Genomic DNA, 21,143 nt, shown 5'->3' with positions numbered 1-21,143 from the left:
GGCGGACAAAGAGATAAGAAATAAGCACAATACAGGCTTTATAGATTTGATGTCCCCGGACAAAAATGACGAAAAATTGAGTGGGATTCAATATGCCATAAGCCGGCGGTTTTGGCTATATACCAAGAATTAAATTATGGTTATGGAGGTTGGATGAATGTTCTAATGGTTGTTACGGGCAAAGCGCCTCGCTTTAAAAGGGGCAAATTCCTATTCTGTGACTGTGCGGGGCGCCTGGTGATTTGCGGAACACCTGACCATCTATGAAGGCATGAGAAGGGGGGAGAGGTACATGATGTACCTCTCCCCTTTGTGCTAAAAAGGGAAATATTGTATCTGAGAATGGCACATGATATACTGGATTCAAGCTGTTTGCATATATCTACAGTTTCTCTGGGCGTATAAAATAATCCCAAATACGCGGCCGGGTGAAGAAATTGGAATAGATAGTCCGTTTTATTGTACTCTTCTTCTGCAATAATCAAAATATGGATACAAAACAAAGGGGGAGAAAGATGAAATCTTCTTATCTGGCTCACATTTCAGACCAGGGGGAGACACAGTCTGTTTTGGAGCATTTGCGCGGTACAGCTGCTTTGGCCCAAAGCTTTGCCAGGCCGTTTGGCGGTGATGAACAGGCCTTCCTTGCCGGAATGACCCATGACATCGGAAAGTATTCCCAGGCATTCCAGAAACATTTGCATGGGGCCCCCATGCAGGTGGATCACTCCACAGCCGGAGCGGTGGAATGCTGGCGGCGCAGGCAGATTCTCGCTTCCTTCGCCGTGGCCGGGCACCACGGTGGCCTTCCTGATGGCGGAAGCCAGACGGATAGTGGGGATCAGGCCACTTTGTGGGGGCGCATCAAAAGGGCCGGAAGTCTGGAACCCTATGGGGCCTGGGAGCAGGAGGTGACCTGGCCCCATGCAGGCGTTCCGGATTTTCTCCGGAAACAATCGGGGCCGGAGCTGATGTTTTTTCTCCGGATGCTCTATTCCTGTCTGGTGGATGCCGATTTTCTGGATACCGAGGCCTTTATGGAGGGGCAGGGAAGAGAAAATAGCACAACCACCATAAAGCAACTGTGGGACAGTCTTCAGGAGTACATATCAGGCTGGTTTCCACCCCGCGGAGAGCTGAATGCCCAGCGTTGCAAGATCCTGAAGCGGTGCATGGAAGAAGGAGAGGCACAGGCGCCGGGACTGTTTTCCCTCACTGTGCCAACAGGTGGAGGAAAAACCGTGGCCTCCCTTGCCTTTGCTTTGTCTCACGCAAAAAAGCACGGTCTGCGTCGGGTGATCTATGTCATCCCCTATACCTCCATCATTGAACAGACGGCAGAAGTGTTCCGGGAGATCCTGGGGGAGGAGAATGTATTGGAGCACCATTCCAATGTGCTCTATGATATGGAGGAAGCCAATCCCCATACCATCCGCCTGGCCAAGGCCACGGAAAACTGGGATATTCCGGTAGTGGTGACAACGGCGGTGCAGTTTTTTGAATCGCTGTATGCCTGCCGCTCTTCTCAGTGTCGCAAGCTCCACAACATCGCGGACAGCGTGGTGATCCTTGACGAGGGCCAAATGCTGCCTGTTCCTTATCTGCGGCCCTGCATTTGGGCTATTTCCCAGTTGGTGGATCATTACGGTGTCTCCGCTGTTTTCTGTACAGCCACACAGCCGGCCCTGGAAAAGATATTCCAGGAATTTCTCCCCCAGCTTCCCATGCGGGAGCTGTGCCCGCCGGATACCTGCCAATGGGAGGTGTTCCGCCGGGTGCGGTTTCAGAAGGTGGGCTCTTTGACCTGGGATGAGCTGGCTGCACAGCTCAACACCCACAGCCAGGTCCTGTGCATTGCCAATACCAGAAAGGCGACCCAGGAGGTATTCGAACGGCTGGATGGAGAAGGCAGCTTCCATCTGTCCACGCTGATGTGTCCCCGGCATCGGAAGGAGCAGCTCAGGGAGATCAGGCGCCGTCTAAAAGAGGGGCTTTGCTGCCGGGTGGTGTCCACTTCTCTCATTGAGGCCGGTGTGGATGTGGACTTCCCCACAGTGTTCCGGGAGCAGGCTGGGCTGGATTCTGTTTTGCAGGCCGCCGGACGGTGCAACCGGGAAGGTCGGCGACCCTTGGAGGAGAGTGTGGTTTACATCTTTGAGGGGGAGGGGAAAACATCGCCGCTTTTTTCTGCGGCCATTGGCGCAGGGAAGGCGGCCATGTCCCGCCATGACGATATGACCTCTCAGGAGGCCATCCACGATTATTTTTCTGAATTACTGGATCTGAAGGGGAGAGAGGCCCAGGATAAAGAAGGAATCCTGTCCCTTATCCAATCCCAGTTTTTCCCCTTCCGCGTGGTGGACCGGAAGTTTCATCTCATCGACAGCCCCACCCGGACGGTGTATATCCCGTGGAAAGAAGGCGCAGAGCTGCTGGAACGGCTGCGCGCCGGTGAGGGAGGGCGAAAGCTGCTGCGGATGTTGGGACAGTATGGGGTATCTGTTTATGAAAAGCACTTTGCTGCATTGGAGGCAGCGGGGGATCTGGAGGTTCTGGAAAACGGCGCAGCCATTCTGCGAAACCCGGATCTGTACCGGGAGGACACCGGCCTATCTCTGGAGGCTGACAGCGGGAAGGGATTGTTTATTTAAAAGACCGTGGGGAAGCGTAAACACTGAATTAGAAAAGATATATCGACTTGCGTATAGCTGCGTGATAGATTGAAATCAGACCAGAACGAAAATCAGAAAGGAGTGACGCGTATGCCTATCAAGCTGGAAGTCTGGGGGAATTATGCCCTGTTTACCCGGCCGGAGATGAAGGTGGAGCGGGTCAGCTATGATGTGATGATCCCTTCGGCTGCCCGGGGATTGATCGAGGCCATTTATTGGCACCCGGGAATACATTGGTCTATTGATCGTATTCATGTCTGTGCTCCCATCCGCTTTACCAATCTGCGGCGCAATGAGGTGAAATCCACCATTCCCGCCCGCACTGCTCGTACGGTGATGGAGCGTGGGAAAGGAGAGCTGTATCTCAGCACTTCGGATGATATCCAGCAGCGGGCTGCCTTGCTGCTGCGGGATGTGCGGTATGTGATCGAGGCCCATTTCGAAATGACGGAGCAGGCGGCGCCGGGGGACAACCCGGGAAAATTCCAGGACATCGTCAAACGGCGGATCAGGAAAGGACAGTTCTATCATCAGCCCTACTTCGGCTGCCGGGAGTTTTCCGCTCAGTTCCGCCCGTGGGAAGGTGTCCCGGATGTCCCGGAGGAACTGAAGGGAGAGCGGGACCTGGGGTGGATGCTCTATGACATGGATTATACCGATCCGGAGAATATCACTCCCCTCTTTTTCCGGGGGATCCTCCGGGATGGTGTACTGGAGGTTCCGCCCTGGGATAGCGAGGAGGTGCGGCGATGATCTTGCAGGCGCTGACGGAATATTACCGCACGCTGGAAAACAGCGGTCAGATCTCCCCCCTTGGCTGGGGAGAGGCCAAAGTTTCCTATGCTTTGTGCATCGGCCCGGAGGGAGCGCTGGAACAGGTGGTTTCCCTGCAGACAGAGCAGAAGAAAGGGAAAAAGACCGTGCTACGCCCTCAGATCATGAGGCTGCCTGCGCCGGTGAAACGCACCGTGGGGATCGTTCCCAATTTTCTTTGTGACAACGCAAGCTATCTGTTGGGCGCAGACAACAAGGGAAAGCCCCAGCGGACCCTGGAATGTTTCCAGGCGTGCAAGGCTCTTCATGAGGAGCTGCTGGATGGGGTAGACAGCCCGGCTGCCCAAGCGGTGCTGGCCTTTTTCCGCACATGGCAACCGGAACAGGCCGCCGGTCATCCCGCACTGGCCGACTGCTGGGAGGAGCTTATGGCGGGAGGCAATCTGGTGTTCCGGCATGACGGCGCCTTTGTCCATGAGGATGCGCTGGTCCGGCGGGCATGGGACGGTCACTATCGGGCCGAAGGGGATGGGCTGCAGATGATTTGCCTGGTCACAGGAGAACATGGAACGGTGGAGAGCACCCATCCTTCTGTGAAAAATGTGTATGGGGCTCAGTCCAGTGGAGCTGCTTTGGTATCCTTCAACGCTCCGGCATTTTGCTCCTATGGAAAAGAGCAGAATTACAATGCTCCCACCAGCAAATACGCCGCTTTTGCCTATACCACCGCCTTGAACCACCTTCTCTCGGACCGGGAGCATGTCTACCGGATGGGGGATACCACTGTGGTCTGCTGGGCCAGATGCGGCGGAGATGTCTATCAGAATACGATGGGCTGGATGTTCTTCGGACAGGAGCCGGCCTATACATTGTCGGATCTGCAAAGCGCACTGAAAGGTCTGTGCAGTGGAAATGCGGTGGAACTGGATGGAGCGCGGCTGGACCCGGATATGGATTTCTACATTTTGGGGCTTTCTCCCAATGCAGCCCGCCTTTCGGTACGCTTTTTCCTGCGCAACAGCTTCGGAGCCTTTCTCCGCAACGCCCAGGCTCACCAGCAGCGGCTGGAAATTGTAAAGCCCGCCTATGACAAATTTGACACCATTCCCATGTGGAAACTGCTGGACGAGACGGTCAATCAGAACAGCCGGGACAAGACCCCGGCCCCCAACATGGCTGGCGAGGTGCTTCGCTCTGTTCTCACCGATACCCGTTATCCGGCCACCTTGCTCAATGGTGTGGCCCTGCGCATCCGGGCAGAACACAGTGTGACCCGAGGCCGGGCGGCCATTCTCAAAGCATATTATCTGAAAAATACACATCCCGATGTACCAAAGGAGGTTTTGACTGTGTCACTCAATCCGGACAGCACCAATGTTCCTTACAACCTGGGGCGGCTGTTTTCCGTGCTGGAAGCCGTTCAGTCCAGCGCCAACCCCGGCATCAATACCACCATCAAGGACAAGTATTTCAATTCCGCTTCGGCCACTCCGGCCGTAGTGTTTCCGGTGCTGGTGAATCTGGCCCAGAAGCATCTGAAAAAGCTGGATGGCGGCCTGCGCACTTATTACGATAAGCAGATCACAGGCTTGCTTTCCAAACTGGGAGAAAGATATCCTTCCCGCCTGAATCTGCCCCAGCAGGGTTCTTTCCAGCTGGGCTATTACCACCAGACCCAGAGCCGTTTTGAAAAAAAGGAGGAAAAGTAATATGTCTGAGCCCATTAAGAACCGCTATGAATTTGTCATTCTTTTCGATGTGGAAAACGGCAATCCCAATGGCGATCCCGACGCCGGCAATATGCCCCGGGTGGACCCGGAAACTGGTCTGGGCATCGTGACGGATGTGTGTCTCAAGCGGAAGATCCGCAACTATGTGGAGACGGTGAAGGAAGAGGCCACCGGCTGGCGCATCTATGTGAAGGACGGGGTGCCTTTGAACCGCAGTGACGGAGAGGCTTATGCCGAACTGGATATCACAGAGAAAAATGTGAAGGAAAAAAAGAAGGCCGACCCCGATCTGGACCGGAAGATCCGGGACTGGATGTGTAAGAATTTTTATGATATTCGCACTTTCGGCGCCGTGATGACCACCTTTGTCAAGGCCGCCTTGAACTGCGGTCAGGTGCGGGGGCCGGTGCAGCTGGGGTTTGCCCGCAGCATAGAGCCGGTGGTGCCGCAGGAGGTCACTATCACTCGTGTGGCCATTACCACCGAAGCGGATGCTGAAAAGAAGGGAACAGAAATGGGCCGGAAGTACATCGTTCCCTATGGCCTCTACCGCTGTGAAGGTTATATTTCCGCCAATCTGGCCCGCAAAACCACCGGTTTTTCGGAAGAGGACCTGTCTCTGCTGTGGGAGGCCATCCTCAATATGTTTGAGCATGACCACTCCGCAGCCCGGGGTAAAATGGCCGTGCGGGAGCTGATTGTTTTCAAGCATGACAGCGAGTTGGGCTGCGCCCCGGCCTGGAAGCTCTTTGATGCAGTGAAAGTCGGCCGGAAGGACCCGGATAATACGGCGCCTGCCCGTTCCTATCAGGATTACACCGTTTCGGTGGACGAAGATTCGCTGCCTGACGGCATCACCTGTCAGCGCATGGGGTGATCTATCGGGAGGAGGACTTCCTCCAGCTGTCCGGCCTGCAGCATTTTGCCTTTTGCCGAAGGCAGTGGGCACTCATTCATATTGAGCAGCAGTGGAGGGAAAATCTGCGCACAGTGGAGGGAGATCTGCTCCATCGCCGGGCTCACGATGAACAGGCCCGGGAACGCCGGGGGGATATACTGATCCTGCGGGGATTGTCTGTGGCATCCGCTGCTTTGGGGATCTCCGGAAAATGCGATGTGGTGGAGTTTCGTGCAGATCCCGGCGGCATCTCCCTTCGGGGAGAAGAGGGGCTGTGGGTTCCTTTTCCGGTTGAGTACAAGCGGGGCTCGCCCAAGCCTCATCGGGCCGACGAGCTGCAGCTGTGCGCCCAGGCCATGTGCCTGGAGGAAATGCTCTGCTGTACGGTTTCGGAAGGAGCTATTTTCTACAGCGAGACCCGGCGGCGAACATCGGTGTCCTTTTCCAGGGAATTGCGGGAGCAGGTAAAGGCAATGCTGGAGGAGATGCATCAGCTTTACCGTCGGGGATACACGCCCAAGGTCCGGCGTTCCAGATCCTGCAATGCCTGTTCCTTGAAGGAGCTTTGTCTGCCGGCCCTGATGAAGGAAAACGATGTGAATGCTTATCTGCGTCAGGCCATGGAGGTGGAGCCGTGAGACATCTGCTCAATACATTGTTTGTGACTTCGGAGGACATCTATCTTTCCCTGGATGGAGAAAATGTGGTGGCCAGCCGGGAAAAGGAGGCGGTGGCCCGTTATCCTCTCCACACATTGACTGCCATCCTCACCTTTGCCTATCCCGGCGCTTCTCTCGCTTTGATGGGGGCTTGTGCCCAGCGGGGAATCTCCTTGTCCTTTTGCACACCTGGAGGAAAATTTCTGGCTCGAGTCACCGGTGAAGCCAATGGAAATGTATTGCTGCGCCGCACACAATACCGCATGGCAGACGACCCGGTACAAAGCTGCGGCATCGCACGGGCCATGGTGTTCGGAAAGGTCCACAATGCCCGCTGGAGCATTGAGCGTACCCGTCGTGATCATGGGCTTCGGGTGGATGATCAGCGGCTGGGAGAGGTATCCGGTCAGCTGAAGACCATGCTGTCCCAGTTGCTGCAGGAGACCGATCTGGACAGCCTGCGGGGGATGGAAGGAGCCAGTGCAGCTGCTTATTTTGGCGTATTCGATCAGATGATCCTGGGGGACCGGTCGGTGTTCCATTTTGAGACACGCAGCCGCCGGCCGCCGCTGGATCCGGTGAACGCTCTGCTCTCCTTTGCTTACAGTTTACTGTCTCATGACTGCGCAGGGGCTCTGGAAAGTGTGGGCCTGGACTCTTATGTGGGCTTTCTCCACCGGGATCGGCCGGGCCGCAGCTCCCTGGCTCTGGATCTGATGGAGGAATTTCGTCCTTGTATGGCGGACCGGTTCGTGTTGACCTGTATCAACAACCGGATCTTTCAGAAAACCGATTTTGTTTATCGGGAAAATGGCGGTGTGCTGCTCAGCGAGAGTGGAAGGCGAACCTTTCTCCAGCGGTGGCAGGAGCGAAAGAAAGACAGCTTGACCCATCCATTTTTGGGAGAGAAGGTGCCATGGGGCCTGGTGCCCTATTTGCAGGCATTGCTTCTGGCCCGGTTTCTGCGAGGCGATTTGGAGGCATATCCGCCATTTTTATGGAAGTGAGGATGTTATGCTGGTATTGATCACATATGATGTCAACACAGAAGATGCCGCAGGGCGCAGACGATTGCGGCAGATCGCCAGGCAATGTGTCAACTATGGCCAGCGGGTCCAGTGCTCAGTGTTTGAGTGTCTGCTGGACACAGCCCAGTGTAAACTGCTTCAGGCTAAACTTTTATCCATTATGGACCCGGAGAAGGATAGTTTGCGTTTTTATTACCTGGGGAAACGATATGAAAACAAGGCAGAGCATTTCGGATGCAAACCTTCCTATCAGCCGGAAGAACCATTGATTTTATAATGGTGCGAAGAGGAAGCGATCACGCATGGCCTGGGAGGTTCGCACCAGAATGAGACCCTTTGCCGGGGAATGATAAAGATTCCACTTGAAATCTTACTCTTGGATAAGCTAAAATTTATTTAAGTTCTATCAATTTGCAGAGGTGCTGTTGTGCAAATCTGCTGTCGCTCCCCCCACGGGGAGCGTGGATTGAAATAAAGGGCATCGTGATGGGAAGATGTCCGATGATCACGTCGCTCCCCCCACGGGGAGCGTGGATTGAAATCCGCATGGCCTGGTCCAGGTCGATCTCCTGCCCTGCGTCGCTCCCCCCACGGGGAGCGTGGATTGAAATACTTTGGTATGCAGCCCCGCCTCATCCTGGGGCAGGGTCGCTCCCCCCACGGGGAGCGTGGATTGAAATATTTTGCGCTGGATGTGTGCGCGACAGCGGAAAAGTCGCTCCCCCCACGGGGAGCGTGGATTGAAATAAATTGGCCGAAGGCGCAGGACAAAATATAGATCAGGTCGCTCCCCCCACGGGGAGCGTGGATTGAAATCCATGTTTTTTTTACTCAGCTGAGAGCTTCCAAGTCGCTCCCCCCACGGGGAGCGTGGATTGAAATCCACACACCTCTGCAAGGGGGTGGCATGATGGGGGTCGCTCCCCCCACGGGGAGCGTGGATTGAAATACGACAACGCCCAGACGGCCCAGTGGATCATCGGTCGCTCCCCCCACGGGGAGCGTGGATTGAAATCGGAGGGAAGAGCCAGGATTACACCGGGCTGTTTGTCGCTCCCCCCACGGGGAGCGTGGATTGAAATCCAGTAGTCTATTCATATTGACGAGCGCAGCCAAGTCGCTCCCCCCACGGGGAGCGTGGATTGAAATAATAAAATGCGCATGGAATCCGGCATGAGCCTGGAGTCGCTCCCCCCACGGGGAGCGTGGATTGAAATAGATTAGCCATGATCGTCGCCTTGCCGGCGTCGACGGTCGCTCCCCCCACGGGGAGCGTGGATTGAAATGGGTAGGTTGAATAAAGAATCACTGCAATAGGAATGAGCCTATTTACCCCAATTGCCCTTCTCCAAAACGGAGAAGGGCAATTTTCTGAGCATTTTCCGCAACAGGATGAGGAAGAAGGTAGGTATTACAGCATTTCTCGTTCATGCTTATGCCTTACGACCTTCGATCTGCCTGTTCCATTCCTTTGCTGTTGTGCCTCATCCAGGTTCATTTCTTTGAAGATGGCGGTTTTTCCATCCAGCCCATCCAAATCAGACTGTCAGGCCCTTGCATCATCTGCTGCAATCGCATCCTGACAAAGAAAATAGTTAAACAACTAGAAATTATTGATAAAAATTTTGTCGAGATATATAATGAAAAAAACTTCATGATTTTTGGTATCAATATGCAGTTGTGGAAAGGGGAGCTTATGAATATTCAAGAAATTCAGCACCAACTTCATCTGTTTCATCAAAAGGCAAGTGTTGTAAAAGAACAGCTGACAGATTTGTTGGTAACTGTTTCCGATGGTCGGGTTCCTTCCGTAAGTGATATGTCTGCTCTTTGTGATGATGTGACATTTCTTCGTACCCAATACCAGGGGATTTATGGAGCGGCTAAAGAATTGACCACACCCCAGGAGCTGCCCGAAATGGGCAAAAGCGTGGATTTGTATGTCCAAGCTGCAGAAAACAGCAGGGGCCGTGTGCTTCGGCAGCAGATGAAAGAGGCGGAAGCAATCCTTACCCGGTTTGCAGCGGTTCAATCCACATTGGATATGTATGCTATGGCACTAAAGCCCTATCAGGATGCGGCCTCCCAGATGCTGGCCCAAATCAGCGAGGAGACAATCGGCGATTTCCGAGCGTTCCGATTGCAGCGATGTGGTCATTGAACTGATCGATCTTCGGAACGAAAACGCCCGGCAGATGCAGCCCGGCCGGTTTATTCTGGATCGCTTTGCTACGCCTACCATCAGCCGGGGCTATCGTGAAAAATCCAAGGTGACGGTACAGGATTACATATCGGCAAAAGATATTATCAAAAACCGGATCGTCTGGATCAAGGGGATCGATCCGGATGTCGCAGGAGAGTGGATCCGGTTTTGCCGCGGTTTTTCCCAGAGATCGGCAGCCCAGGGGCTTTTTGTGCTGGAAGTAAATGAGAACACCTCTGTGACGGAAACAAATCTGTTGCGAGTGATCAATTTTTCCGATTGTGTCAGCAATTATGATGTGCAGCTGTTCAATAGCTTTGTATTGGGAAACCAGAAACAATACTCCGATGGGTGGAAAAAATATATTGCAGTCTGTACGGCAGCCATCTGCGGCGTTGATGCAGAAATTTCCCAGACAATGCTGCAAAGCCTGGATTTTCGGGTGGAATCGCCGCTGGAGGGCATCAGGCAGATCGATCAGATGCCCGATTTCATGCGCCGGGGAGAAAATGGCTCCAACCATGTCCTGTGGCATTACAGAAATGGAGATATGGCCCTGCTGGAGCATCGTTTGTGGTCCGCTCAGGTGCAGGTGTTGTTTCCTATGATCGAACTGGAACGGGTGGAACTGATCGGGCGGTATGAAAGGCAGATTCGGGAAGTGCTGGCAAGTGGCGGGATCACCCAGTATAACCAGATTCTTCAAGAGCCCATGGATGTGGAACTGGGAACATTAAGCTATTTGATGGGAGCGAAAATGGAGGATGGCTTTTATACGCTTTACATCCCCAGTGAAGAGGATCGGAAGAGGATCCGGTTTTTGCACACCTGCCGCAATCAGCTGGCTCACGCATCCTGCTGCACACCGGAGCAGGTGGAGCAGCTGTTGAAATAGCACACAGCAGCTGTGTTGGCAACGAAAAGGGCTTGCTGCCTGTATATTGCGGGCGGCAAGCCCTTTTGCTTTGGTGGTTTTAGTGAAAGTCGCAGCCGGGGAGTGTAAAGAAAATATATAGCAAAAATACCTTCAAAGAGAAGCTCTGCGTTTTTACAGAATAGCTTGTAAAGCAAGTCCTTATCAGTAGGGGAAAACCGGGCCACATCTTTTGTGACACAGGAGTATTTGGTGCACCAACAGAAGGCTTATAGGATTTCTTGGCTTCAGGAACAGAGGCTGCTTATGGAAAAGTACAGGATGCCAGAAAACTTATGTATCTGTGAATGTGGATGTGGATCAAAAAGGATGTGTGTATCCACGGTACATTCGGTGGGAAAACGGCCTGGTTTTTCCTATTGATCGGATCATCTATAAATGCCGCGCCGCCTCTCAAAAGGTGGGCGGTGGTGGAATACGATACACTGTGCTGATCTGTGGAAAGGAGCCCTATCTGTTTCAGGAAGGAAACAAGTGGTTTGTGGAAGCAAAGGAAAACAGGAATTGAATGGGCTGAAAGCGAAAGAAAACTTCATCAAGGATATGATCTGAGATGGATATCCTGATTGATATTTTGCAATCAGTCCTTGCCGGATTTTGGAATTCCAGGTATACTGAATATATAATACATCTACGAAGCAAAGATGGGAAGAGTGGATTTTATGTTATCTCCTGGCCTTTATGAACAAATCATCAATACCGCCCTGAAACATGAGCTTTCGGAGGTTCCTGACGCCCGCAAATCAGTTGCACCTATTGACAAGGCGGAAGCCTCCAAGGTGTTGGCGCAGTATCTGGCAGATGTGGTGCAGAAGGGCCTGGATAATGTGGTGGATAATGGTGGGGACCTTTCCAAACAGATCGGTTTGGTCAATCAGATTGTGGATCTCATCCAGAACATAACCGGGGAAACTGACTTTGCTGTGCTGGGCGTTGATCAGCGGGCGGAGCAGCTTCTTGCGCTTTTGCGGGAGCAGGACCCACGGTTGGCGGTGGGCAAAACGGCTGCTGATCTGAGCCGGCCAGAGACTTCTATTGCCCAGAGCAGTCTGTTTACGGGAGCCATCCATGAGCCCCAGATGTACACGGAGCTCAAGAAAGAAATTGTCTCTGCCGACCGTATCGATCACCTGTTTCTCTCTATTCAGACCTTTCACTCCCAGGATTTTGCTTCCAAGACCGCCTCGGATTTTTATGACTGCATTATTGTGGACGAGTTCCACCATGCTGCGGCCCCTACTTATCAAAAGCTTCTGGTTTACTACCAGCCTCAAATTCTGTTGGGGTTGACAGCTACTCCGGAGCGTATGGATGGTAAAAGTATTTTGCCGTACTTCAACAATCGGATTGCTGCGGAAATTCGACTGCCGGAGGCCATTGACCGCAAGCTGCTGTGTCCATTTCAGTATTTCGGTGTGACCGATACGGTGGATCTGAATACTCTAAAGTGGAGTGCCGGCGGCTATGACAAGGGAGAGTTGTCCAATATTTACACGCTGAGCGGTGCGATAGCCAATCGTCGTGCCGATATGGCAGTGTCTTCGCTTTTGAAATATGTGACGGATATTGACGAAGTCAGAGGCCTGGGTTTTTGTGTCTCTGTCGATCACGCAGAATTCATGAGCCGTTATTTCGACAGCCACGGTATTCCCTCCATCTTCCTGACTGGAAAATCCTCTGAGGAGGAGAGGAAAACTGCCAAAGCGAGGCTGGTGAATGGAGAGATTCGCTTCATCTTTGTGGTGGACATCTATAATGAGGGCGTGGACATCCCGGAGGTCAATACGGTACTGTTTCTGCGCCCCACGGAGTCCCTGACGATTTTTCTTCAGCAGCTGGGCCGTGGTCTGCGGCTTGCGGAAGGGAAAGAATGTCTGACAGTGTTGGACTTTATCGGCCAGGCCAACAAGCGGTATAACTTTGAGGACAAGTTTGCGGCCTTGCTGAGCAATACCACCCGCAGCGTGACCCGGGAGATCAAGGATGGATTTGTTTCGGTACCCAAGGGTTGCTATATACAGCTGGAGAAGAAGGCTGCTCAGTATGTCCTGGACAATATCAAAAGTTCGATTGAGCGTAAATCTGGCTTGCTGGACCGAATTTCTACTTTTGAGGAAGATACCGGGAAACCTTTGACATTGGTGAGCTTCCTGGACCACTATCACTTGGATACCCGGGCTATTTATGGGAAGAAAACCACCTTCTATGATTTGTGTGCAAAGGTTGGTTTAAAAGAATTCTCAGACGATCCATTGCATGATGCTGCATTTAAAATCCTCCTTCGGCTGAGTACACTGGATTCTCAGCGTCTGATTCGTTATCTGCTGAAACAACTTCCGCAAGCAGAGAAATTACAGTGGGAAGAGTTGCCGGAACTGGAGCAACTTATGCTTAAAATGTTCTATTCCACAGTGTGGGGACGGCCGCCGGAAAAGCTTGGTTTTGGGAATTATCTGGAGGGTATTTGTGCTTTCCGGGAAAATGAAGCTTTGTATCAAGAAACAATGGAGCTGCTCACTGTATGTCTGGATAGGATTTCTGTGGTAGGGAAACCAGTGAATCTGGATTTTCCTTGTCCTTTGGATGTTCACTGTTCCTATACCCGTGCACAAATTCTTGCGGCATTGGACTTCGTTGAAGACTATTCCGTGTCCGAAGGAGTCAAGCACCTGAGGGAAAAGAATACGGATATTTTCTTTACTACTCTCAACAAAGCCGATAAATACTATTCGCCAACAACGGCCTATCATGATTACTCCATCAATGAATGGCTATTTCATTGGCAAAGCCAGAGCACAACTTCGGAGACATCGCCCACTGGCAAGCGGTATATCTCAAAGAAAAAGGGGAGTGGCCATGCGCTCTTGTTTGTCCGGGAGCAGAAGTCTGACATCTATGGAGCGCAGCCATTTGTATTTTTAGGTCCGGTCTATTATGTCAAACATGAAGGCTCTCGTCCTATGAATGTTACCTGGAGGCTGGAGCAGCCAATTCCTGCCAAGTTCCTGAAGAAGACAAATAAGTTGGTGGTGGGGTAAGTAAAAGCTATGAAGAGTGCTGCAGATCTTTTTGAAAATACTGCCCTGCGAGAAGAAGCATCACAATTTTGATCCATAACTCTGCATGGATAAATGGTTTTTTGGAGGGAAAACAATGGAAAACTTATCCTTATTTGATATGACGGAAAGCGGACAGCAGCAAATTAACATTCAGCCATCGGCATCTCTTGATGTTGTCAAAATGATATTCGACGGGGCGGAGTCCTGCACTTGGCAAGAATTGTTTTCTGGATTTGATACGCTGCATGCGATTACATATTCCTCCGGCATCGACTTTGTCTATCAGCTGATTGACCTCTTTGAGCAAGCAGAGATTCTGTTCGGCTGCGACGAGGTGATTTCCCACTCTCTGCAAGAGGTTATGGCCTATCAGTGCAAAATGGTCGAACGCATGCGGGACACCGCCAGCAAAATGAAACTGGATCTGGTTTCCCGGATCGGGAATGGCAGCTTGCGATTTTTCGTGGCTCGCAGTGTGCTATCTCATGAGAAGCTCTATTTATTATCTTCTCAGGATGGGCGTAAACGGGTGATTATGGGGTCTGCCAACCTGTCCCGTTCGGCATTTGGAGGATATCAGCGGGAGAATATCTGCTATGTGGACGGTGATGCAGCCTATGATTGGTACTGGGACTGTTACTGCCAGCTTCGGGAAGACTGCACCGACCAGATTGCAAAGGAGACACTGCTCTTTGCCGATGATGGGACCAATTTGGAGGAACTTCCCATTGCGAGAACTGTCAAGGTAAAGAAGGCACTGGTACTGCAACCAGCGGAGGAAGCCAAGGAGGAAGTCCGGTTTGTCCTGGATGTAAAAAATCTGGCTGGAAAATTTGCTTCCTCCGTACCAAAGCCGGATAAAAAAGGAAAGCTAATACTTTCGCCGGATAAAATCAAATCCATCCGCCGCCAGGTTGTGGCGGCTCAGACTCAGGAAAAGGAACTACAAAGCGAGTATCCGCAGTTGGAAGTATTTCCTGACGAGATGATGGTACGACTCAACGGTGTCAACCTGGATTTGCATCCATCCGCCGCAGAAATCCAGAAAGATGTTTCTCTTTTTCTAAAATACATGGACGGTTATGAGAAATTTCATGGTAATGTGACGGGAATGCAGCGGAGGTACTTTGAGTTTGCTAACTGGTTTTTCTGTTCTCCTTTTATGGCTTGCATGCGGGATATGGCGGTGTGCTACAATCAAAATTTGCTTCCTTATCCAGTGTTTGGCTTGGTATATGGCCAGAGTAAAGCAGGAAAGACCAGCTTTCTGGAAACCCTGCTGAAAATGATGATCGGCCAAAAAACAAAAATTTCTGCGCCTGAATTTACCCGCTCCAGCATTGAAGGGTTAAAGCGTACTGTAAAAGGCGCACCAATTATTGTGGATGACTTGACCAATACTCGATTTAATCAACACGCGATCGAAACCATCAAAAATGACGATTTTGGTGTTGCGGACAAACTTCTGCACTACCCGGCAGTGGTTATCAGTGCCAATGAAGATGTGAAAGCGGTGGCACCGGAGGTGATTCGCCGCACGGTAATTTGCCGTGTGCAAGCTGGACTTACGAACACGGAGGTTATGCGCAGCAGCGTGGTGCGTACTGTGCAGAAAGAAGTTGGAACGGCGTTGTATCGGGAATATCTGCGGCGAATGCTGGGGATTGTTTCAGAGTTGCTGGAAGAAATGAAAAGCGACGAGTCCGAAAGTGCTCCAGATATCTTGGCTGAATCATCCCGTGTTCTGGAGGAAATTTTCCGGGAATATGCGGAAGCACCCTGGCCCAACTACATACGTCAGCTTACCCTGGAGGACTATTTCAGTGAAAAGGTAACCGGCAGCTATGCTATCAAAACCATCCGCAATGCATGGAACACCAGCCGTTCTTCTTTTGAGCTTTCGGAACGAAATAATGAGATTCGCTATAATGCAGGAGCGCCTTGGGAAGCGGACCGTATCTTAAAAGAGCTTCCCGAGACCCTGGAACCCCATAAATCGAGGGAGTGGGTTGTAATGAATCTGGATGAAGCGAGGTCATTTTTTGATATTCCCTTTAAAAAGTCCTGGCTTGATCGTCTCCAGAAGAGGTGAGGAGATGAGACAATACCACAAGCTGGTGCGCGATCGTATCCCGGAGATTATCGAAGCAGACGGGAAAAGCTGCATCTGTGAAACACTCTCTGATGAGGACTACATATCCCTTTTGGATCGGAAATTAAATGAAGAGCTGGCTGAGTATCAGGAGAGTAAGTCCCTTGAGGAACTGGCTGACCTTTTGGAGGTTATGCAGGCTGTTGTAAAAGCCCGTGGCTGGACATTGGAAGAGCTGGAGCAGGTGCGGGCAGACAAAGCGGCCAAGCGGGGCGGTGGACAGTTTTCATAACAACGCCAATAATATTATGATCGTATGTCCTAACCATCACGCAATTATTCACGACTTGAATCCGACATTCGACTTTGTACAAAAGCAGTTTCACTATCCCAATGGATATGTTGAAGGCTTAGCCATCAATCTTCATTTGTGAACCGAGGTGATACCCATGCAAACCTACCGCTCTGTCTCTGGCAGCAGTGCCGAGGATCTGTTCATTGAACTGTTTTCTGATACCTTTGGCGCTGAGAAAGCCGGCTATCTATACTCCCAGTACCCTTTCTCCGACATCTACCAGAACAGCCGGTTTGCTGACTTTCTGATTGAAAACGGCGGACGGAAGGTGGCCATTGAGATCGATGACGAGGCTTCCCACAATCCCAAGTTGGTCTCCCGGAACAAGTTCTACGACGACCTGCTCAAGCAGAACAGCATGATCTGCCTGGGCTGGGATGTATACCGCTGGGCGGTGCGGCAGATACAGCAGCAGCCGGAAACCGTGAAAGATGAACTGAGGGTATTCCTGGGCCAACATCCCAGCTTCAAGGAAATTGAGGACTATCTCCCCACTCAGCGGGGCAAGTCCCTGGATGGCTCTCAGCTGGAACTGAAGGAGCACCAGAAGCAGGCTCTGGCAGCTCTGGAAGAGATGCGCTGCAATTTTGAGACCATCGCCCTGCTCTACCACGCCACCGGCACCGGCAAAACGGTGACCGCCGTCATGGACGCCAAACGGTTCGGCAAACGGACGCTGTTCCTTGCCCACACAGTGGAGCTGGTGGATCAGGCCACCAAGACCTTCCGGGAGCTGTGGCCCAGGGCCACAGTAGGACGCTATGTGGAGAATGTGAAGCAGAGCGACGCTTTCGTGGTCTGCGGAAGCATTCAGAGTGTTGCTCTGAATCTGGAGCGGTTCAAACCGGACGATTTCGGCTACATCATTGTGGACGAGGCCCACCACGCCTCTGCTGATACATATCAGAAGGTCCTGTCCTATTTTACACCGGAATTTACTTTGGGGCTGACGGCCACACCGGAGAGGGCCGATGACAAGAATATTCTGGACATTTTCAAAAATACCGCCCATAAACTGGATATCCAGACCGCCGTAGAGATTGGCGAGCTGGTGCCGGTGCGGTGCATTCGCATCCATACCAACATCGATCTGACCAAAGTGCGGTTCAACAGCGTCCAGTACAACATCCGGGACCTGGAGAGCAAGATTTATGTGCCGGAGCGCAACCAACTCATCGTGGACACCTGGCTCCAGTATGTGAAGAACAAGCGGACCGTCATCTTCTGCGCCTCCGTTAAACACGCCCAGGAGATCGCCGGACGGCTCAATGATGCGGGTGTGGCCGCCGAGGCGGTGTCCGGTGAGATCAAGGCCAGTGACCGCCGGGAGGTACTAGCCCGGTTTGAAAAGGGCGAAACCAAAGTGCTGTGCGCCTGTGACCTGCTCAATGAGGGCTGGGACTGCCCGGCCACCGAGGTGCTGTTTATGGCCCGGCCCACCATGTCCAAGGTGCTCTATACCCAGCAGCTGGGACGAGGTATGCGGCTGGCCCCGGGCAAGGAGAGCCTGATGGTGTTTGACTTTGTAGATAACGCCAGCCAGTACAATATGCCTTATTCTATGCACCGTTTGTTCCGACTGAAGGAGTACAAACCCGGCGCCCTGGTGTTGGGAACCAAGAAGCAGAAAACAGCCGAGCAGGGCCTCTACGACCGGGGCGAGCGCCCGGAAGCCCTCACCGACTGGCCGGTGGATGCCCTGGACTACGAACTGGTAGATATCTTCAACTGGCAGGAGGAAGCCGCCGATATGATCTCACAGATGGAGTTTGTCCGCCGGGTGGATGTGCAGACAGAGACCCTCGAGCGATATGTCAGGGAGGGCCTGCTGGTTCCCGATCTGGTGGTACCCATGAGCGAGCACAGGACCTTCAAGTATTTCAAAGAGGAGACACTTCAAAAATATGCCCAGCAATATGGCTGGACGCTGATCGACGACTCCAATCGTAAGGACCTGTTTCTGGATATGGTGCGGCAGATGGACATGAGTTACTCCTATAAACCGGTTCTTCTCAAGGCGGTGCTGCTGTTTGCTGATGATAAGGGTCGGGTGAAGCTCAGTGATATCGTGACCTGCTTCCGGGAGTTCTACGAGGCCCGTCGGGCAGCTGGGCTGGTGGTAGAGAAGGCCAACAGCATCTACGCCAAGGGCGGCTACACCGACACCCAGGCCCAGAGGAATATCCTGTCCAACCCCTTCAAGCGGTTTGAAGATATGCAGATGCTCCACCACACCAAAACCCTGGGCGTGATTCAGGTGGACGAGTCTGTCTGGAAGAAACTGACCCGGGAGGAAAAGCAGGAAATGGAGCGGATCTGTGATGAGAAGCTGGAGAGGTATTTTCAGCGTTTGAATAAATAAAACAAAATTATGATAAGAATGGATGGTGACGATCTTGGCAATTTCCCAAGTAATCTGGTCGTTGGACGACAAAGTCCAACTTCAGCCGGCAGAACTGGTCAATGAAAAAGAACTGGAAGATCTGCTTGCAGAACATATTGAAATTTTGAATCCGGACTGGCTATTGATCGGACAACAAGTGCGTACGGCGGCAGGGAAGTATATCGACCTGTTGTGCATGGACCACGATGGCGATCTGGTTGTGGTAGAACTGAAGAAAGATCTGACACCGCGGGAGGTTACGGCGCAGGCCATAGACTATGCTTCCTGTATGGCGGAGCTGACATTGGAAAAACTGGCAGAGCAGTACTTGCAGTTTTCCGGCGGCAAGGTTACGATCAATGAAGCCTATCAAAAGAAGTACGGAAAACAGGAGTTGAATGGGCTGAAAGCGAAAGAAAACTTCATCAAGGATAAAAAGAGTTGCCGATATGGAATCTGTCCATATCGGCAACTCTGCTGTTTGATGATGAGGAGGTAAGATTTTAATTGAGAAAAAACGAATCGATGCCTTCCACAGATGAAAGGATCTCTGCTTTGGAACAGCGACTCTTTTTCGTGTAGTTCGTCGGCCAACTTTGCAATAGCTTCCACGATTTTACCAGATGCAACTCCATGCATTGATGCGGCGGAAGCGCGTATGTATTTTTCATATAACTGAAAGACAAAGACACTGTACTGAGCACCCTCAAGGAGAACGGCGTACTGGCATATTGTCCTCCTTATCCCGCTGTCCGGCTGCGGGATTCCTTCTCCAGCGCGGTGTACCACCGATTCAGCATGGTTTCCAGGCTGGTTTTTCCTTTTCGATCAAAAAAAGTAAGGAACTTGTCCAGCAACTCAGGAAACGAATTCTTACCGATATTTGTCAGGTCCTGATTGAGATAGACCATCCGCAGGATACGGCCCTGCCGGTCCAGAGGGTTCTTTTTCAGCAGTTCCTTTTCAAAGCAGAAGCGCAGGAACACCACATTCTCGTCGTAGAAGTCCTCCACCACTGCTGCGCCAGTCTTCTGCTCAACAGCGGTGTTCCGCTGAAGCAAATCCAGGAATGGCTCGGTCACTCGGATTTCAGCACGACCGCCAATATTTATGCCCATCTCGACTATTCTTCCAAACTCACTTCGGCGCATGCCATGGAAAGAAATTTTCAGCTGGAAGTAGAGAAAGGGTAGAACTGGGGGAGAACTCCATAAAAAAATAAGGGAATGAAAGGAAGAAAAACAAGAAAAAAGACAAAAAATAGTGGGCCGAATTTCGAAACTTTTTGTCCGGGGAAATGCCACTTTTCCTGCAAAAGGGCATGAAAAAAGCCACTCGCAAAAGCGAATGGCTTTCTGGCGCAGCGGGTGGGATTCGAACCCACGTGGGATTGCTCCCAAACTGATTTCGAGTCTTTTATGCAACTGTGACGGGGGTGCCCGTTTTGGGGTCGTTTCTGTAAGCCCCGTACCCGCCGAAAGCCGCTTGAAATCAGGCTTTTTCGCTCAGAAAGCCTTGCGGGACGGGCTTTTTTGGAAGTGGGTTCAAATCGGCATTTTTCCCGATTTTGGAGAGAAATGCGGGAAGATAGGAGAGAAAAACCGGGAGACGGCCATACACCGCAGGATAGAGCTTCCAACCGACGAAAACTTATTTTTGAGGTGTTACAAATGGATGTATTTCCCGTCAACTGGGACAGCGTTCCCGAGGTGATGAACAAGGAGCAATTCTTCCGAATATGCCACATCAGCAAGTCCACGGCGCTGCACCTGCTCAAAAGCGGCAAGGTGCCCTGCGAGTGCTCCGGCAAAAAGACACGGTGCTATAAAATTCGCAAAGAGGATGTGAAAGCCTATCTGGAGAAGCGGGCGATTTTTCCAGAACTCTATTCTGCGCCGAAGGGATGGTACGGCACCCACTATGTGGCGAGGCTCTCCAAGGAGCTGCCGGAGGACACGCTGCGGCAGATGCACGGCTACTATGAAAAGCTGCTGCGCAAATACCCGGATGTGGTCACAGTAAAGGATGTGGTGGCCCTGACCGGCTACACCCTGACCACCGTCCACAACTGGTGCAGCCGTGGGTCACTGAAAGCCTTCCAGAAGGGGCTGAAGTTCTGTATCCCGAAAATCTTTCTCGTGGACTTCTTCTGCTCCCTGACCTTCCGCTCCATCACCCGCAAAAGCCTCTGGCATATTCAGACGCTGAATGAATTCAGCAGGAAGATGAAGAAATAATGTGCGATTCTGAAATTCGCACACTCGCACCTGTCTTTCGGTTTAGGTAGACTGTAACCGAAAGACGGGTGCATTTTGCATTGCAGACCTGCCGGGGAAATTTTGAGTGGGAGGATCAC

15 protein-coding genes, 2 pseudogenes and 1 CRISPR repeat array are annotated in these 21,143 nt (G+C 51.9%); of the genes and pseudogenes, 16 read left to right on the top strand and 1 reads right to left on the bottom strand.

Going from position 1 to position 21,143, the window contains the following annotated elements:
• Window positions 1-515: 515 nt before the first annotated feature.
• The 14 genes from cas3 to KQI26_RS06355 all read left to right on the top strand — a co-directional run bounded on the left by cas3 (window position 516) and on the right by KQI26_RS06355 (window position 19,286).
• On the top strand, window positions 516-2,651 hold the full coding sequence (gene cas3 / locus KQI26_RS06420) for a CRISPR-associated helicase Cas3' (protein WP_216503765.1): 2,136 nt from the start codon (window positions 516-518) through the stop codon (window positions 2,649-2,651).
• A gap of 111 nt (window positions 2,652-2,762) precedes the next feature.
• Window positions 2,763-3,425 (top strand): type I-C CRISPR-associated protein Cas5c, encoded by a 663-nt coding sequence (gene cas5c, locus KQI26_RS06415; RefSeq protein WP_216503764.1) that lies wholly within the window; start codon window positions 2,763-2,765, stop codon window positions 3,423-3,425.
• Window positions 3,422-5,155: a type I-C CRISPR-associated protein Cas8c/Csd1 gene (gene cas8c / locus KQI26_RS06410; protein ID WP_216503763.1), complete on the top strand. Its 1,734-nt coding sequence runs from the start codon at window positions 3,422-3,424 to the stop codon at window positions 5,153-5,155. The genes cas5c and cas8c overlap by 4 nt, the downstream gene beginning before the upstream one ends.
• Before the next feature lies 1 nt (window position 5,156).
• On the top strand, window positions 5,157-6,053 hold the full coding sequence (cas7c, locus tag KQI26_RS06405; RefSeq protein WP_216503762.1) for a type I-C CRISPR-associated protein Cas7/Csd2: 897 nt from the start codon (window positions 5,157-5,159) through the stop codon (window positions 6,051-6,053).
• On the top strand, window positions 6,050-6,712 hold the full coding sequence (gene cas4, locus KQI26_RS06400; RefSeq protein ID WP_216503761.1) for a CRISPR-associated protein Cas4: 663 nt from the start codon (window positions 6,050-6,052) through the stop codon (window positions 6,710-6,712). The genes cas7c and cas4 overlap by 4 nt, the downstream gene beginning before the upstream one ends.
• Entirely contained in the window at window positions 6,709-7,740 is a 1,032-nt protein-coding gene (cas1c, locus tag KQI26_RS06395) for a type I-C CRISPR-associated endonuclease Cas1c (RefSeq protein WP_216503760.1), read from the top strand. The genes cas4 and cas1c overlap by 4 nt, the downstream gene beginning before the upstream one ends.
• Before the next feature lie 7 nt (window positions 7,741-7,747).
• The gene (gene cas2 / locus KQI26_RS06390; protein WP_216503759.1) at window positions 7,748-8,038 is read left to right on the top strand and encodes a CRISPR-associated endonuclease Cas2; all 291 of its coding nucleotides are present in this window, start codon (window positions 7,748-7,750) and stop codon (window positions 8,036-8,038) included.
• 163 nt (window positions 8,039-8,201) lie between these two features.
• Window positions 8,202-9,047: a CRISPR direct-repeat array (repeat unit 33 nt; unit sequence GTCGCTCCCCCCACGGGGAGCGTGGATTGAAAT).
• Between the two features lie 143 nt (window positions 9,048-9,190).
• Window positions 9,191-9,922: a hypothetical protein gene (locus KQI26_RS06385; RefSeq protein WP_216503758.1), complete on the top strand. Its 732-nt coding sequence runs from the start codon at window positions 9,191-9,193 to the stop codon at window positions 9,920-9,922.
• Window positions 9,912-10,859, top strand: a complete 948-nt coding sequence (locus KQI26_RS06380) for a hypothetical protein (protein WP_216503757.1) — start codon at window positions 9,912-9,914, stop codon at window positions 10,857-10,859. The genes KQI26_RS06385 and KQI26_RS06380 overlap by 11 nt, the downstream gene beginning before the upstream one ends.
• A 701-nt stretch (window positions 10,860-11,560) precedes the next feature.
• A complete protein-coding gene (locus KQI26_RS06375; RefSeq protein ID WP_216503784.1) occupies window positions 11,561-13,936 on the top strand; it encodes a DUF3427 domain-containing protein in 2,376 nt (791 codons plus the stop codon).
• Between the two features lie 115 nt (window positions 13,937-14,051).
• Window positions 14,052-16,049 carry a phospholipase D family protein gene (locus tag KQI26_RS06370; protein WP_216503756.1) on the top strand — a complete coding sequence of 666 codons (1,998 nt, stop codon included), beginning with the start codon at window positions 14,052-14,054 and terminating at the stop codon, window positions 16,047-16,049.
• Window positions 16,050-16,053: 4 nt separating this feature from the next.
• Window positions 16,054-16,341 (top strand): nucleoside triphosphate pyrophosphohydrolase, encoded by a 288-nt coding sequence (locus KQI26_RS06365; protein WP_216503755.1) that lies wholly within the window; start codon window positions 16,054-16,056, stop codon window positions 16,339-16,341.
• A gap of 157 nt (window positions 16,342-16,498) precedes the next feature.
• Window positions 16,499-18,766, top strand: a complete 2,268-nt coding sequence (locus KQI26_RS06360; protein WP_216503754.1) for a DEAD/DEAH box helicase — start codon at window positions 16,499-16,501, stop codon at window positions 18,764-18,766.
• Between the two features lie 22 nt (window positions 18,767-18,788).
• Window positions 18,789-19,286, top strand: coding sequence for an endonuclease NucS domain-containing protein (locus tag KQI26_RS06355; RefSeq protein ID WP_216503753.1), 498 nt, complete (start codon window positions 18,789-18,791; stop codon window positions 19,284-19,286).
• A gap of 241 nt (window positions 19,287-19,527) precedes the next feature.
• Here the strand turns inward: KQI26_RS06355 and KQI26_RS06350 are convergent.
• A pseudogene (locus KQI26_RS06350) lies at window positions 19,528-19,812 on the bottom strand (hypothetical protein); the annotation flags it as partial.
• Here KQI26_RS06350 and KQI26_RS06345 point away from each other — a divergent pair.
• Together KQI26_RS06345 and KQI26_RS06340 are read left to right on the top strand one after the other, a co-directional pair.
• Window positions 19,795-19,980, top strand: a pseudogene (locus tag KQI26_RS06345) (tyrosine-type recombinase/integrase); the annotation flags it as partial. The pseudogenes KQI26_RS06350 and KQI26_RS06345 overlap by 18 nt on opposite strands.
• A 477-nt stretch (window positions 19,981-20,457) precedes the next feature.
• Window positions 20,458-21,024, top strand: coding sequence for a helix-turn-helix domain-containing protein (locus KQI26_RS06340; RefSeq protein ID WP_216503752.1), 567 nt, complete (start codon window positions 20,458-20,460; stop codon window positions 21,022-21,024).
• Window positions 21,025-21,143 lie beyond the last annotated feature (119 nt).

The sequence above is a fragment of the Intestinimonas sp. MSJ-38 genome, from assembly GCF_018917925.1.
Lineage (GTDB): Bacteria > Bacillota > Clostridia > Oscillospirales > Butyricicoccaceae > Pseudobutyricicoccus.
Note: the sequence above shows the minus strand (reverse complement) of the source record. Positions and strands in the feature narration are given on the sequence as shown.

What these genes read in the sequence shown, in the direction of transcription:
- cas3 (WP_216503765.1), top strand. Translation starts at nt 516, where the DNA reads ATGAAATCTTCTTATCTGGCTCACATTTCAGACCAGGGGGAGACACAG.
- cas5c (WP_216503764.1), top strand. Translation starts at nt 2,763, where the DNA reads ATGCCTATCAAGCTGGAAGTCTGGGGGAATTATGCCCTGTTTACCCGG.
- cas8c (WP_216503763.1), top strand. Translation starts at nt 3,422, where the DNA reads ATGATCTTGCAGGCGCTGACGGAATATTACCGCACGCTGGAAAACAGC.
- cas7c (WP_216503762.1), top strand. Translation starts at nt 5,157, where the DNA reads ATGTCTGAGCCCATTAAGAACCGCTATGAATTTGTCATTCTTTTCGAT.
- cas2 (WP_216503759.1), top strand. Translation starts at nt 7,748, where the DNA reads ATGCTGGTATTGATCACATATGATGTCAACACAGAAGATGCCGCAGGG.
- KQI26_RS06385 (WP_216503758.1), top strand. Translation starts at nt 9,191, where the DNA reads ATGCTTATGCCTTACGACCTTCGATCTGCCTGTTCCATTCCTTTGCTG.
- KQI26_RS06375 (WP_216503784.1), top strand. Translation starts at nt 11,561, where the DNA reads ATGTTATCTCCTGGCCTTTATGAACAAATCATCAATACCGCCCTGAAA.
- KQI26_RS06370 (WP_216503756.1), top strand. Translation starts at nt 14,052, where the DNA reads ATGGAAAACTTATCCTTATTTGATATGACGGAAAGCGGACAGCAGCAA.
- KQI26_RS06365 (WP_216503755.1), top strand. Translation starts at nt 16,054, where the DNA reads ATGAGACAATACCACAAGCTGGTGCGCGATCGTATCCCGGAGATTATC.
- KQI26_RS06360 (WP_216503754.1), top strand. Translation starts at nt 16,499, where the DNA reads ATGCAAACCTACCGCTCTGTCTCTGGCAGCAGTGCCGAGGATCTGTTC.
- KQI26_RS06355 (WP_216503753.1), top strand. Translation starts at nt 18,789, where the DNA reads ATGGTGACGATCTTGGCAATTTCCCAAGTAATCTGGTCGTTGGACGAC.
- KQI26_RS06340 (WP_216503752.1), top strand. Translation starts at nt 20,458, where the DNA reads ATGGATGTATTTCCCGTCAACTGGGACAGCGTTCCCGAGGTGATGAAC.